Annotated in this window: 15 protein-coding genes; all 15 read right to left on the bottom strand. The window is 50.4% G+C overall.

Features of this window, described 5'->3' with window-relative positions; genetic code table 11:
* Positions 1 to 189 precede the first annotated feature (189 nt).
* Positions 190 to 1593 (bottom strand): anion permease, encoded by a 1404-nt coding sequence (locus AXX12_RS09725; protein WP_066241594.1) that lies wholly within the window; start codon positions 1591 to 1593, stop codon positions 190 to 192.
* Between the two features lie 267 nt (positions 1594 to 1860).
* Positions 1861 to 2307, bottom strand: a complete 447-nt coding sequence (locus tag AXX12_RS09720; protein ID WP_066241592.1) for a deoxycytidylate deaminase — start codon at positions 2305 to 2307, stop codon at positions 1861 to 1863.
* A 142-nt stretch (positions 2308 to 2449) separates the two neighbouring features.
* Entirely contained in the window at positions 2450 to 3076 is a 627-nt protein-coding gene (gene upp / locus AXX12_RS09715) for a uracil phosphoribosyltransferase (protein WP_066241590.1), read from the bottom strand.
* A gap of 20 nt (positions 3077 to 3096) precedes the next feature.
* Positions 3097 to 4338 (bottom strand): serine hydroxymethyltransferase, encoded by a 1242-nt coding sequence (locus AXX12_RS09710; RefSeq protein ID WP_066241587.1) that lies wholly within the window; start codon positions 4336 to 4338, stop codon positions 3097 to 3099.
* Between the two features lie 17 nt (positions 4339 to 4355).
* Positions 4356 to 4904, bottom strand: a complete 549-nt coding sequence (locus AXX12_RS09705) for a TIGR01440 family protein (protein ID WP_066241584.1) — start codon at positions 4902 to 4904, stop codon at positions 4356 to 4358.
* A gap of 4 nt (positions 4905 to 4908) precedes the next feature.
* A complete protein-coding gene (gene rpiB / locus AXX12_RS09700; RefSeq protein ID WP_066241582.1) occupies positions 4909 to 5349 on the bottom strand; it encodes a ribose 5-phosphate isomerase B in 441 nt (146 codons plus the stop codon).
* 27 nt (positions 5350 to 5376) lie between these two features.
* Entirely contained in the window at positions 5377 to 5862 is a 486-nt protein-coding gene (locus AXX12_RS09695) for a low molecular weight protein arginine phosphatase (RefSeq protein WP_066241581.1), read from the bottom strand.
* 227 nt (positions 5863 to 6089) lie between these two features.
* Entirely contained in the window at positions 6090 to 6689 is a 600-nt protein-coding gene (locus AXX12_RS09690) for a manganese efflux pump MntP (protein WP_066241578.1), read from the bottom strand.
* An 82-nt stretch (positions 6690 to 6771) separates the two neighbouring features.
* Positions 6772 to 7821: an L-threonylcarbamoyladenylate synthase gene (locus AXX12_RS09685; protein WP_066243018.1), complete on the bottom strand. Its 1050-nt coding sequence runs from the start codon at positions 7819 to 7821 to the stop codon at positions 6772 to 6774.
* Positions 7811 to 8695, bottom strand: a complete 885-nt coding sequence (gene prmC / locus AXX12_RS09680) for a peptide chain release factor N(5)-glutamine methyltransferase (RefSeq protein WP_066241574.1) — start codon at positions 8693 to 8695, stop codon at positions 7811 to 7813. Before prmC ends, AXX12_RS09685 begins: the two co-directional genes overlap by 11 nt.
* Positions 8695 to 9759, bottom strand: coding sequence for a peptide chain release factor 1 (gene prfA / locus AXX12_RS09675; protein ID WP_066241571.1), 1065 nt, complete (start codon positions 9757 to 9759; stop codon positions 8695 to 8697). Before prfA ends, prmC begins: the two co-directional genes overlap by 1 nt.
* 237 nt (positions 9760 to 9996) lie before the next feature.
* A complete protein-coding gene (locus AXX12_RS09670) occupies positions 9997 to 10884 on the bottom strand; it encodes a DUF1385 domain-containing protein (RefSeq protein WP_066241569.1) in 888 nt (295 codons plus the stop codon).
* 378 nt (positions 10885 to 11262) lie between these two features.
* Positions 11263 to 11466 carry a 50S ribosomal protein L31 gene (gene rpmE / locus AXX12_RS09665; protein ID WP_066241566.1) on the bottom strand — a complete coding sequence of 68 codons (204 nt, stop codon included), beginning with the start codon at positions 11464 to 11466 and terminating at the stop codon, positions 11263 to 11265.
* A gap of 268 nt (positions 11467 to 11734) precedes the next feature.
* On the bottom strand, positions 11735 to 12976 hold the full coding sequence (locus AXX12_RS09660; protein WP_066241563.1) for a radical SAM protein: 1242 nt from the start codon (positions 12974 to 12976) through the stop codon (positions 11735 to 11737).
* Between the two features lie 246 nt (positions 12977 to 13222).
* A complete protein-coding gene (locus tag AXX12_RS09655; RefSeq protein WP_066241560.1) occupies positions 13223 to 13654 on the bottom strand; it encodes a hypothetical protein in 432 nt (143 codons plus the stop codon).
* Between the last annotated feature and the right edge of the window lie 15 nt (positions 13655 to 13669).

Below are 13669 nucleotides of genomic sequence, written 5' to 3'. Positions count from 1 at the left end.
ATTGCAATACGGAAGCACCCCGTTGCGATGCGTAGCGAGCCACAACACCAGCTATACAGCACGGTAAAAACGCGCTGAGATGCCCCAGATGCTAGGCAGGCCCCGCGGCCCCACTGCGACGCGTACTGGTGTACGCTAGCAGGGAGGCAGCGGGGCCTAACAACGCAGATGGGGTATATCAGCGCGTTTTTACCAGAGGCCGAGGACTTTCCACCATAGTCCGCCCAACCCAATGAAAATAATCAGGTTACTGATAGACATAACAAAGCCTATTTTCCACCAGGTTCCTTGCGGAATATAACCGGCTCCGAAGTAAATCGGCGCTGGGCCGGTTGCGTAGTGAGTCAGGCCGCCATACAAAGCCGAAATTACACCAAGACTCATTGCTGCCAGGAAAGGCGGTGAACCAGCGGCGACAGCAACAGCCAAGAACGCTGCGTACATGGCGGTAACGTGAGCTGACAAGCTGGCGAACGCATAGTGAGAATACATATACACCAACAGTAGAACACCGAGCGCCATCCACCAGGAAACGCCAGCAAGTGAACCGCCGACTAACTTAGCAAACCAGCCAATCAGCCCCAACTTATTGAGCGCACCGGCAAGACTCATCAGAGCACCCATCCAGATCAGAGTGTCCCAAGCGCCTTTTTCTTCGATTACATCTTTCCATTCAATTGCCTGGCCGATCAGCATAATGCCAACACAAACCATAGCAACCATGGTAGCATCCAGTTTAGTAAACGATGCTGTAGCCCAGAGTATCAGGGCTAAAACGAATACAGCAGCAACAATCTTTTCACCGCGGGACATCGGGCCCATCTTTTCGATTTCCTTGCGGGCCAGTTCCTTTGCTTCAGGAGTTTTAGTAATTTCCGGCGGATACAGTTTATAGATAATATATGGCGTCACTGCCAAAGCAACAAGGCCGGGAACAATGCCAGCCAGCGCCCAGGTACCCCAACTGATATTAACTTTTGCAGTTTGCGCCGCCAAAGCAACAACCAGTGAGTTTGGTGCCACTGCAGTAATAAACATCGCTGAAGTAATACAGTTGCCTTGAAACGTAGTCTTCATCAAATACGAACCAATCTTGCGCGAAGATGCGCCTGGTTCAGAATCAAAAGCGGAACACAGACTGCGAACAATCGGATAAAGAATGCCGCCAGCGCGGGCGGTATTGGAAGGTGTTGCCGGAGCAATGATCAAGTCGCTCAGCACCATAGCATAGCCCAATTTTAACGAGCTATCGCCGATCTCGCCCATGATCTTGTAAGCAATGCGCCGTCCCAAACCGGTCTTAATAAATCCTTTGGCGAACAAAAATGCAGACACGATTAACCAGATGGTCGTATTGCCGAATCCGGACAAAACATCGGCTGGACTAACAATCTTAAGAAATCCAGTGATGCCAACACTAATTAGCGCAACGGCACCAATTGGCAGCGGTTGAAGAATGAAACCAAGAATGGTGGCGACAAAAATTGCGAATAATTGCCAGGCCTGAGGCTTCAGACCAGCCGGTACAGGTAGGAACCAAATCACTAAGCCAATTAGTACAACAAGAAGTCCTTTTCTCGCGTTACTGTTCACGTGTTGCCCCCCTTTAGGTTAATCGTTATGCGGTCAAATTTGTACACTCGCAACCACATTATTACTTATATACGGCTTATCTTGTTCACTTTCCTGTCTGAAAAGCGAAAAATTTAGTTTTTTTTAATTTTTTTAAAATATCTGACTCTTCGGGAAGTACGGAGCACCGTTCCACAGAGGGCACGGACGGTAAAGAGGACACTGAGGGTTAAAGAAAAACCGGGCCGCTGATGTGTAGCTGCCCGGTTAACCATCAATCATTTGAACTTAGTCTTCTAAACAAACCATTTCTACCCCAGCTTCTCCCGTCAGGGATCTGGCTAGTTCGTCCGGGTAACCGTGGCGGTAAACAACGCGCCTGATACCGGCGTTGATCAACATCTTCGAACAGGCGGAACAAGGCATGTGAGTACAGTAAAGGGTGGCACCTTCAATCTCCACTCCATATAACGCCCCTTGAATAATGGCATTTTGTTCAGCGTGCAGACCGCGGCAAAGTTCATGTCGTTCGCCTGATGGTATGCCCAGCTTCTCCCGCATGCAGCCGATTTCCAGGCAATGCGCCAGTCCCTGCGGCGCACCATTATAACCAGTTGTTAATAGGCGCTTGCCTTTGACAATGGCGGCACCAACCTGACGGCGACAACATGTCGATCGCGTAGCGACAACATCCGCAATTTGCATAAAATATTCGTCCCAACTGGGTCTGGCCATAGATTCACTTCCTCGTTCCGAGGACGTTCAGAAAGGTCGAGATGCTAGGCAGCCCCGCCGACCCAGCAGCGACGCGTACGCGGGGTACGCTAGCAATGGGTTGGCGAGGCGAACAACGCAGATTGGCCTTTATCAACGTCCTCTATTTTGTACCGAAAATACGGTCGCCAGCATCGCCCAACCCCGGAACGATGTAGCCGTGGTCGTTAAGTTTTTCATCAACCGCTGCCGTGTAAATTTCAACATCGGGGTGCTGATTGTTAACAAGGTGGATACCCTCAGGCGCGGCTACCAGGCACATTAACTTAATGTGACGGGCGCCTTTGCGTTTTAACAATTCAATGCAGGCTGCAGAAGAGCCGCCGGTCGCCAGCATCGGGTCAATGACAACAATTTCACGTTCAGCTATATCACTGGGCAGTTTGCAATAGTATTCAACCGGCATAAGGGTTTCCGGATCACGGTACAGTCCAACATGACCGACCTTGGCGGCAGGGATAAGGCGTAACACACCGTTAACCATGCCAAGACCAGCGCGCAGGATGGGAACAACGCTAATTTTCTTGCCTGACAATACCTTACAGGCGCATTGGGCCACTGGAGTCTCAATCATCGTGGTTTCAAGCGGCAGGTCACGGGTGATCTCATAGGCCATAAGCATAGCGACTTCCTCAAGTAGCTCGCGGAATTCCTTGGGACCGGTTTTAACGTCCCGGATTAGGGTCAGTTTGTGTTGGATGAGCGGATGATCAATGACTCGTACTTGCATTCTTCTATTCCCCCTACTCCCTATTCGTCCGCGTACAGCGGGTACTGCGCGCAAAGCCGGCTAACCATGCCGCGCGCCGTATTTTTAGCGATCTCATCTTCCGGTCGGCTCAAAGTTAAAGCGATGATTTCAGCGACTTTCTCCATTGCAGCTTCTTTCATACCACGCGAGGTAAGCGCCGGAGTTCCCAATCGAATGCCGCTGGTGACAAACGGGCTGGCTGGATCGAAAGGAATAGTGTTTTTATTAACAGTCACTCCAATCTCATCAAGCAGCTTTTCGGCTTGTTTGCCAGTCAGTCCCTGGGGGCGTACATCGATTAGCATCAGATGATTATCTGTGCCGCCTGATACCAAGGTAAAGCCAGACTTTCGCAGTTCGTCAGCCAAAGTGGCAGCATTCCTCAGAATTTGCTCCTGGTAAAGGCGGAATTCTTCCGTTTGGGCCTCACGCAGTGCTACCGCCTTGGCGGCAATTGCATGCATCAGCGGCCCACCCTGAATGCCGGGGAAAATAGCCTTGTCAATCGCCTTGGCGTATTGAGCCCGACAGAGAATAAGGCCGCCACGAGGACCACGCAATGTTTTATGGGTAGTTGTAGTTACAATATCAGCATACGGCACCGGGCTGGGATGAAGTCCCGCAGCCACCAAGCCGGCGATATGAGCCATATCGACCATCATCAAAGCGCCTGCCTCGCGGGCAATCTCACCCATACGGGCAAAGTCAATTACCCGAGGATAGGCGCTGGCGCCCACGACCAGCATTTTTGGCTTATGCTCTTTCGCCAACGCTCGGACGGCATCATAGTCAATTCGCTGATTACTCTCGTCAACACCATAAGAAATGACTTTGTAATATTTGCCCGAAATGTTAACAGGACTGCCATGAGTCAGATGGCCGCCATGAGATAGGTTCATGCCGAGGATGACATCGCCTGGCTCGAGGAAGGCAAAGTATACGGCCGTGTTCGCCTGAGCGCCTGAATGAGGCTGCACATTGGCGTGTTCAGCGGCAAAAAGGTCCTTAGCGCGCTCGATGGCGATACGCTCAATAACGTCAACATGCTCACAGCCGCCATAATATCGGGCGCCTGGATATCCTTCAGCATATTTGTTGGTCAAGATCGATCCTTGTGCTTCCAATACAGCTTTTGAGACAAAATTCTCTGACGCTATGAGTTCAAGCTTATTCTGTTGCCTGGACAACTCCAAGCGAATTGCTTCAGCAATCTCTGGATCAAAACTAGAAAGAATCGACATCATAACCCTCCATCTTGTTATTCGTAGACAGCCCGGGCACCACCAATAAGTTTTGGACGAGTTCGGGCAGCATTGACAAGAGCTTGTCCAATTGTCTTTTGGCTAAGGCGGATAGGGATAGCCACCCGCTTCAGGTGCATGCCAATCAGCGTCAGCCCGATATCAATCCCGGCATCGGCTTCGATCGTTTCTACCAGCACCGGATGAGTAAAGCGTTGCATTGCGGTCGCGGCCATAGCGCCTCCAGCCTTGAGAACCGGAATAGCGCTGACTTGGGTCAGATTGTTTGTCAGCAGAACATCACGTTCTACCACCAACGCTCGGTTGAGGTGCTCGCAGCACTGAATCGCCAGGTATAGGCCGCGCCGCCGGCAAGCAGCCAATAAACTATCAAGAATCGCCGCCGCAGTTTCCTCAGATCCAGCAGAACCGATCCTTTCCCCCTTCACTTCACTGGTACTACAGCCTACAACTAAAATGGCGCCTGAGGCAAGACCGGCCACAGCCAACAGTTCTTCAGCCACGTCTCGTGTTTCCCGTGCAATACGCTCAATCTCAGCTGTCATGTTCTCACTCCTGTTCAAGGGCAGTGATTTTTTTCACCCGTTGCTCATGGCGTCCGCCCGCGAACTTAGCCGTCAGCCAAGTATCGACAATCATCAACGCCAGTCCTGGGCCAACTACGCGCTCTCCCAGTGCTAAAATGTTGGCATCATTATGTTCTCGCGACATTTGAGCCGAAAACACGTCATGACAGAGAGCGGCGCGAATTCCTTTGACTTTATTTGCCGCTATCGAGATGCCAACGCCTGTGCCGCAGATAAGAATACCGCGTTCACATTCGCCGTCTGCTACAGCTTGGGCTACCGTCTGAGCGAAATCCGGGTAGTCGACCGATGTGGTCGAGCATGTCCCAAAATCGCGGTAAGCGAAGCCTCTTGCTTCAAGATGTTGTTTAATGGTTTCTTTTAGGTGAAAGCCACCATGATCACTACCAATTGCCAGAGTCATAAAGCCAGAACCTCCATTTGCTGTATTTCACTTTTCTTTCTCCACCGCTGCCTTTTTTCCTGCCCGCTCGACAATTTTTTCCCACGACAGTTCGAGCAATGCCTGTATTTGTGTTGCGCAGGTGCGATATTGCTCCGCATCGCCGCCATAGGGATCGGCCACATCTTGGCCGGTTCCGGCAAACTCCCCTAGAGTGATGGCCTTATCTACAGCTTCCGGAAAAGCAGCAATCAGGTAGCGGCGATGGTTCTCAGTCATGGTCAAAATTAAATCTGCTGCTGCCACATACTCTGCCGCAATTTGCCGTGATTGATGACTACTCAAATCAATATTTAGCTCACTCATCGCCGAAAGCGCGCCGCTAGAAGCTGGGGCTCCCGCCCAAGCGCCAACCCCGGCTGATAGGACCATCATGTCGCTACAGCCAAGAGAGTCGGCTTTGCTGCGCAGCAGGGCCTCAGCCATCGGACTGCGGCAGGTGTTGCCGGTACAGACAAATAAAACGCGAAGCATGTCCATCCTCCTTTCAAACTGCCAGAAAGTATAACGGTAGAATTACGTTAACGCAAAGCCCGCGAAGCGCGCAAGCGTCGCAAAGCGGAGGAAGAATTACTAAATTGCCCCTTCGCGCGCTTTGCGATCTTTGCGATCTTTGCGCTACGTTCACCATTCCCAAAAAACCGCCGCAGCGATGCCGAAGGATCTTAGCAATACAAATGCAACTAAGTCCGACAGTTTTCTTAAACAAATGCGGAATATAGCAAATGCAGCGCTAAAATCAGCAACATTGCGCCGCCGACTAGTTCTGACTTTCCGTCAAGCCGGCGTCCGATCTTATGGCCAAGCCCCAGCCCAATAATCGCAATAGTAAAAATCACCAGTCCAAGAATAGCAGTAAGCCGCCATAAATCGACCGCCAGCATGCCCAGACTAAAACCTGCAGCCAGCGCATCTATGCTGACACTGACGGCAATGACCAGCATCGCTTTGCCCTGTAGCAGCTTGCTGCCAACAACACCATTTTCGTCATCGTTAAAATAATCTACAATCATCTCGACCCCCAGCCCAGCCAAAACCAAGGCGCCAATACCTTGAGCCAAGTTTTCGACGAGCACTGTTGGGCAGTCAAAGTGGTACGTCCCCAAATGTTCGACGAAACGGCAAATCCAACTACCAGCATAATAGCCTAGCAGAATCATGCCAATATGAAACAGTGCGAAGATTGCAGCTGCCCTAACAATTAGACGGCGACGGACGTTATTCATGCCAATTGGCACAGCGACAGAAAACATATCTGCACCAAGAGCTATGCTCAGAGCAAAAAATTCAAACGTACTCACGCTTCTCACCCCGCATGCTCTAAGTATATGTTGAGCACGCGGCGTCTAGTAGAGACTCTTTTATATTAATGATTCCGACTGACTAGCCTGAGATTATGCGATAACCGGCAGCCTTACGCAGACGGTTCATAATCGCTAAGCCAATGCCTGCCTCATCAACCGCTTCGCCAAAAATCACATCAACCGGAGATTTGTCAAAACGGCGCAAGCACTCATACACGTTACCAGCCATCTGTTCTTTATCACCACGCGGACCGTAGACTGCACCAAGTACACCTTTAGGCAACAGAGCCGCGGTTTCCGCCGAAGTAACTGCCCCAACCCGCTTTCCCGCAGCTAGGGCCAGATTGACTTCGCGCAATAAGAGCTTGACTGTATCGGCCGGCGGCAATGCGTCAATTAGAATCATCGGTGCGGCAGGCGCATAATGTGTATATTTCATCCCCGGTGATCGGGGGGCTGACGTTTGGTCTGACAAATTGCGATCAAGCTCCAGTTCTCCGAGAACAGCGAGCAGCATTTCGCGGGTAATCCCGCCTGGGCGCAACAAAGTTGGCACCGGTGTAGTGCAGTCAACTACCGTGGACTCCAGACCAACATCACACTGACCGCCATCGAGAATCATGTCCAGCTTGCCAACCAGATCAAACCAAACCGCTTGCGCTGTGGTTGGACTCGGCCGACCAGACGCATTCGCGCTAGGGGCGGCGATCGGTACGCCAGCGGCTTGAATCAAGCGTCTGGCGATCAGAGACCGTGGCAACCGAATAGCAACTGTATCAAGTCCTGCAGTTACCGCGTCAGGCACTAATTCACTACGTTCGAGGACAACAGTGAGCGGGCCTGGCCAAAACGCGTTCATTAACGCTATAGCATTGGCTGGCACACTTTTGACTAAGGGGCGGATTTCTGCCTGATCTGCAATATGTAAGATCAACGGGTTATCAGCAGGCCTTCCCTTAGCGGCGAAGATTCGACGCGCGGCGACATCGTCAAGGCCGTTCGCACCTAAGCCATAGACAGTTTCGGTAGGGAAAGCAACCAGACCGCCATTACTGATAATGCTGGCAGCTTGCATGATAATAGTCTGCTCTGGCTGTAAGGGGTTGATTTTACGAATTTCAGTTTTCAACATTTTCTCTCCCCCTACCAGTCAGTACCACTACCCGCTCAATGCCAGCGTAGTCTAAAAGTATTTCTTGAATGACAAATGGCGATTGTTCTGCCAGCGATCGAATAGCATCAGCCTGGCTAATACCGATTTCGATGGCCATGAATCCGCCTGGCGCAAGATGTGAATAGCCATCTGTCAGCAGGCGGCGATAGTAGTCGAGACCATCCTTACCGCCATCAAGTGCTAAAACTGGCTCGGTTCTAACCTCAGGAGCAAGCGCGGCAACATCGTCTGCCGGTATATAGGGTGGATTAGAGACGATCGCGTCGAACAGCATACCAGCAGCAGGCTGCCAGAAATCGCCCTGTCTCAATTCCAGTCGATCTGCCAACCCATGGCGTTTAGCATTTTCTTCAGCAATCACCAGTGCGGCTGCAGAGATATCTATCGCGACAGCTGTGGCAGCAGGCAATTGTGTTAATAGGCTAACAGCGATCGCGCCGCTTCCTGTCCCCAAATCCACTATCCGTGGCGCAGGTCTGCTTTCTAGCCGTTTCAACACTGCTTCCACCAGTAACTCGGTTTCCGGGCGGGGAACAAGCACGTCAGCAGAAACCGTAAACATCAGACCAAAGAATTCTCTTTCGCCAGTAATATAAGCAACCGGAATGCGAGCTGCCCGTTTGCGAACACACTCACGGAAAGCAATCAATTCATCCGGCGCCAGCGGTTGGTCATAGTGTACATATAAGTATAACCTATCTCGGTGTAGAATATGGGAAAGCAGCACCTCGGCGTCAAGTCTGGGATTATCCACACCTTTACCGCTGAAGTACTGCTTCGTCCATTGCAAGATTTCACCGATCGTCCACACAGACGGTTTTATTTCCATTACTCCACCTGCTTCAACCGTTCGCTCTGGGCGGCTGTCACCAGCGCCTGAGTCAATTCATCCAAGTCACCGTTCAATATAAAGTCTAATTTGTGCAGAGTCAGACCAATGCGGTGGTCGGTAACCCGTCCCTGCGGAAAATTGTAAGTACGAATACGTTCGCTGCGGTCGCCGGTGCCCACTTGATTTTTACGGGCTTCCGCCTCTTCGGCATGTGCCGATTCCTGGGCAGCTTCAAGCAGTCTGGCAGCGAGTACTTTCATCGCTTTTTCACGATTTTTCAACTGCGATTTCTGATCCTGACATTGCACGACAATACCTGACGGCAAATGGGTGATGCGTACCGCAGACTCAGTTTTATTGATGTGCTGACCGCCTGCGCCGCTGGCGCAATAGGTGTCAATCCGCAGATCGTTCGGGTTGATCTGGACATCGACATCCTCAGCTTCCGCGAGAACTGCCACGGTAACTGTAGAGGTGTGAATACGGCCGCTGGCTTCTGTTGCTGGCACTCGCTGCACACGGTGTACGCCGCTCTCAAACTTTAATTTACTGTATACTCCATCGCCTTCGATCAGAAATACAACTTCCTTGAACCCGCCCAAACCGGTTGGACTCGAGTCTAAAAGCTCAGTTCGCCAGCCTTGATTTTCAGCATAGCGAGAATACATACGGAATAAATCACCCGCAAACAGCGCAGCTTCATCACCGCCAGCGCCACCGCGAATTTCAACAATGACATTTTTCTCATCATTGGGGTCTTTAGGTAATAACAGAATTCGCAGCTCTTCTGCAAGAACTTCGTTTCTGGCTTTGAGATCATCAAATTCAGACGCAGCCATCTCGCGCAGTTCCGGATCACTTTCCTTCAGCAATTCGCGTGTATCAGCCAGCCCTTGCTGGACCTCTTTATATTCCCGGAATTTCATAACAATACCGGAGAGTTTAGAATGAGCCTTAGAATTCTTCTGCCAAAGCTCCATGTTCTGCATGGCAGTCGGATCACTGATCAAATTCTCTAGCTCAAGATAGCGGTCTTCAATCAATTGTAATTTATCGAGCAAAGAGGTCACCTCACTTAACATACTGGCAGTTAAAACCGTCGAGACATTCAAAGAGAGTACGAGACCACGCGCGTTAACCGCAGAGTACGCAGAGAGCGCTGAGGGTCCCGCAGAGGGCTGCGTTATATTTATAGAAACTTCTGCGTTCCCTCTGCGTACTCGACGAACCCTCTGTGTACTCTGTGATAAAATGCTCCCTCACATCTAAACTAGCTGAGTGGAGTTATAACTCACACGTCAACCGTTCTCCGTGCTTAAGTCCTCATCTGGCGGACGAACAGCTTCAAATGCGGCAATTGCTACTTCTATTTGGTCATCGCTAGGTTCCCGCGTTGTCAAGTACTGTAGCCATAGCCCGGGAGTAATAGCACATGCTACCCAGCGATTCTGACTGCGACCGGCAAAGCGAATGATCTCATAGGAGATGCCGGCAACCACTGGCAGCAACAGAATCCGGGACATTATTCGCCAAAACAAGTCCGGCCAGCCTAAAAATGCAAACATAATAATGCTGACTACCATAACAATCAGCAAGAAATTGGTACCACAGCGGGGATGCAGACGGCTATAGGTTTTTATGTGTTCAACATCAAGCGGAGCACCAGCCTCATAGGCATGGATCGTTTTATGTTCAGCTCCGTGGTATTGAAATACCCGTTGAATGTCTTTCAGCGAAGAAATGCCCACAATATAGAGAATGAAAATGGTCATCCGCAGTCCGCCCTCAAACAAATTTAGGAGACGCGGATCGGTAATTGTATTGTGAATATATTTGGCAGCAAAGGTTGGAATGATGACAAACAGCAGGATCGCCAAGCCCAATGAAAACAGCATGGTCATGGCAATTTCTTTTGTCGTCAATTGTTCGTCTTCCTCGCCTGCGGCTTGAGCCGAAAACGACAATGCTTTCAGACCGTATATCAAAGATTCACCAAGAGCGATAACACCGCGCAACATAGGTTTTTTCAGAATTGGATACCGATCGCCAATGGAGGTCACCAGTTCCTTCTGCAAGGCAATAGCTCCGGATGGTTCGCGCACAGCGGTGGCGATATGAGTCGGCCCTTTCATCATGACGCCCTCAATAACCGCTTGACCGCCGATACTAGGCTTCGGTTTACTCATCGCGACCCCTCCCTTCGGAAACCGTTGTAAAATCCCCACCTGCGTTGCACTCGCAAGGAGTATGCCGCCAACTCCATTGGACAGGACGTCCAGGTGCCGCAAAGGCCATGGATGGCCGGGAGCGGCGAAAGGCGCTGAAGCGCCAAGAGTTGCGCAATCACGACTACGTTTGCTTGCTAGCGTACCTTTTTGTACGCGTCGCGACGCAAGCCTCGCTGTTCCTACGAAACTAATAGACTTGACATCTTCAAGTCGCATCCTGTCTCGTATGCAACGACATCTGGGGCTTTTCCAACTAGTTTCAAAACTTCGAAACATATAAATACGGCAGAGCATCGCTGCTCTGCCGATTGGCTGACTTTACACAACCAGCCTGTATTATTGTCCTGAACCATACCGCTTGTTGAACTTCTCAATGCGGCCGCGAGCAGCCATGTTGCGTTGCTGACCAGTGAAGAAGGGATGGCAAGCTGAGCAAACGTCAACACGCAGTTCTTTTTTAACAGAGCCGGACATGAAAGTGCTGCCACAGGCGCAGGTCACTTTCGTTTCGCCGTATTTGGGATGAATTTTTTCTTTCATTCTATCGCACCTCACTTATTTCTGGAGAAACACCTTTCACGCTAAATTATTATAGCACAAGCTAATTATCTAAGCAACATCACAAAAACTTTTATTTTCTGGAGAATAACGGACGTTAACCACAGAGTACGCAGAGTAAGCGGAGGATACCCTGAGGGAAAATTTTATTATAATAAATAGGCTTTCGCAACCCTCTGCGACCTCTGCGCACTGCGGTTGATCGTACCTTCGCCCTATTCATTACTCTTCGATATAACGCAACTTCGTTTTACTCAACACATCGTACATAGCGGCTAAAGCTGCCTACTACCAGTTTCGGCGACGCTTGGCGCAGCGCTTCAATAAACGTTTTGACACCAACTGCTGTTGCCGCGGGTCGATCCATGAACTGCCAAAAATCATCGGGGTCGACGTTGAGGTTACGTAGTTGAATCATATCAATCTGGTGGTCGACGATAAATTGCTGCCAGGCGCGGATCTCGTCAGGTGTGTCATTGAGTCCGGGAAACAGCAACAGGTTGATGGAAACATAGATGCCGCGCGATTTGGCGTAATCTATCGACGCAGCCACAGCATCAAGCTGGTAATTGGCTCGATAATAGGCCTGATAGACTTCAGGAATCGCGCTAATCATACTGACGCGCATGGTATCGAGTCCAGCGTCAGCAATGCTGCGAATGCCAACACTAAAGCCGGCGTTGGTATTGATGTTAATCAAGCCCCGATCAGTTTGGCTTCTAATAGTACGGATCGCCTGACTGATGTTTTCAAAAGCTAGAGACGGCTCGCCTTCGCAGCCTTGTCCGAAACTGATAATCCCCTCAGGCGCGGTCGACAGGTGATATACACCAACTGCCGCGATCTCGGCCGCTGTCGGCGCAAATTCGATACGGCTCTGCGGCGAAGGACAACACTCGGCTGGTTGCAGGGAAATGCAGCCATAGCAATTGGCATTACAGACAGGTGACGCCGGTATGCCTGCTTCCCAGCGCCGATAAAACAGGTTTTGCGCTGTCAGGCAATGCCAAGTCTGTGAACAATTTGCCAATTGATCAACAATTCGATTATTGGGCAAGTCGCGTTTAATTTCGGCAACACGATGAGCCAAGTCGCTGCCATTGTAGCGGCGAGGATCCCATTTCGCGTTATCGTCGCTTTTCACGGCAGCTACCAATAACTTGCCGTTTTTAAACGCCACCGCTGTATAACCAAATAGCGGCAAATGCGGCGCGTCAGGAAGTTTGGCAAAGGCTGGCAGCACGGTACGCGTATAGCCTGCCGGCAAAATCGCCGCTACAGCAAACAGTTCCCGAGCAATCGGCTCAATAGCGCCCTTTTGCCCAGCGACAGCGCTGCGACCAGGCAAGAACATCAATTCAGCGCTCGGCGGCAACGGAATCATGTCAGACTCACTGAGCAGTGCAACAGCGTCGCCAGAACGACCAACCGCCTGATAGCCTGGCGCGTCATAGATCTTTCCATTCTTATCAGCATAGAGAGCGGTCAGCATGGTTCGTATCCCACTTTCAGATAGAGGCTGTTACAAAACGACCATCTGCGTTGTACCCGCGAGGGGTATGCCGCCAACTCTACGGCGCTAAAGCGTCAAGAGCTGCGCAATCACGACGAGGTTTGCTTGCTTGCGTGCCTTATGTACGCGGCGCGGCACAAACCTCGCTGTTCCTAGCATCTGGACATTTTCTAACAGCCTCCCTTTTTTATGGTTGCGTGTTTTTTTGAAACACGCTCAGAATAGTTAGATTTTAACGTCTATTATCGCCGATACCCCTACACCCTGTACGCGCGAAAAGTTTATTGGGTTCTTGCTATCGATCGGGATTAACACTTTCACCCGAAACGTTTTTCCACTAAAATCATCTTCAACTTGGATAACAGCTTGCGTTTTGTCGATTAACTCCTGAGACCCCATAACTTGAGCCGCGCCCACGTGTCCTCCATTGCCAAACGAAAGGATGGGAACAACTTTGGTCGCATAGTCATGACCTGCGCCATGTTTAAACGTTATGGTATTGATGAAATTATTTAACGGCTTAGCAAATTGATCAATAAGAAATCCAATCCCGCCAACTTTAAAGATATCGCCGATGCTCAAAGCTTGTGTTATGGGAACTGCGCTTACAAATAACAAACAAAAAAGCAATACACCGATAACCAGATACTTTTTCATAAGCCCGCCTCTTTC

The organism is Anaerosporomusa subterranea (genome assembly GCF_001611555.1).
Taxonomy (GTDB): Bacteria; Bacillota; Negativicutes; order Sporomusales; family Acetonemataceae; genus Anaerosporomusa; species Anaerosporomusa subterranea.
This window is presented reverse-complemented; position numbering and strand designations above follow the sequence as displayed.

What these genes read in the sequence shown, in the direction of transcription:
- rpiB (WP_066241582.1), bottom strand. Translation starts at nt 5,349, where the DNA reads ATGACTCTGGCAATTGGTAGTGATCATGGTGGCTTTCACCTAAAAGAA.
- AXX12_RS09655 (WP_066241560.1), bottom strand. Translation starts at nt 13,654, where the DNA reads ATGAAAAAGTATCTGGTTATCGGTGTATTGCTTTTTTGTTTGTTATTT.
- prmC (WP_066241574.1), bottom strand. Translation starts at nt 8,695, where the DNA reads ATGGAAATAAAACCGTCTGTGTGGACGATCGGTGAAATCTTGCAATGG.
- AXX12_RS09720 (WP_066241592.1), bottom strand. Translation starts at nt 2,307, where the DNA reads ATGGCCAGACCCAGTTGGGACGAATATTTTATGCAAATTGCGGATGTT.
- AXX12_RS09710 (WP_066241587.1), bottom strand. Translation starts at nt 4,338, where the DNA reads ATGTCGATTCTTTCTAGTTTTGATCCAGAGATTGCTGAAGCAATTCGC.
- AXX12_RS09660 (WP_066241563.1), bottom strand. Translation starts at nt 12,976, where the DNA reads ATGCTGACCGCTCTCTATGCTGATAAGAATGGAAAGATCTATGACGCG.
- AXX12_RS09670 (WP_066241569.1), bottom strand. Translation starts at nt 10,884, where the DNA reads ATGAGTAAACCGAAGCCTAGTATCGGCGGTCAAGCGGTTATTGAGGGC.
- AXX12_RS09705 (WP_066241584.1), bottom strand. Translation starts at nt 4,904, where the DNA reads ATGACAGCTGAGATTGAGCGTATTGCACGGGAAACACGAGACGTGGCT.
- rpmE (WP_066241566.1), bottom strand. Translation starts at nt 11,466, where the DNA reads ATGAAAGAAAAAATTCATCCCAAATACGGCGAAACGAAAGTGACCTGC.
- upp (WP_066241590.1), bottom strand. Translation starts at nt 3,076, where the DNA reads ATGCAAGTACGAGTCATTGATCATCCGCTCATCCAACACAAACTGACC.
- AXX12_RS09695 (WP_066241581.1), bottom strand. Translation starts at nt 5,862, where the DNA reads ATGCTTCGCGTTTTATTTGTCTGTACCGGCAACACCTGCCGCAGTCCG.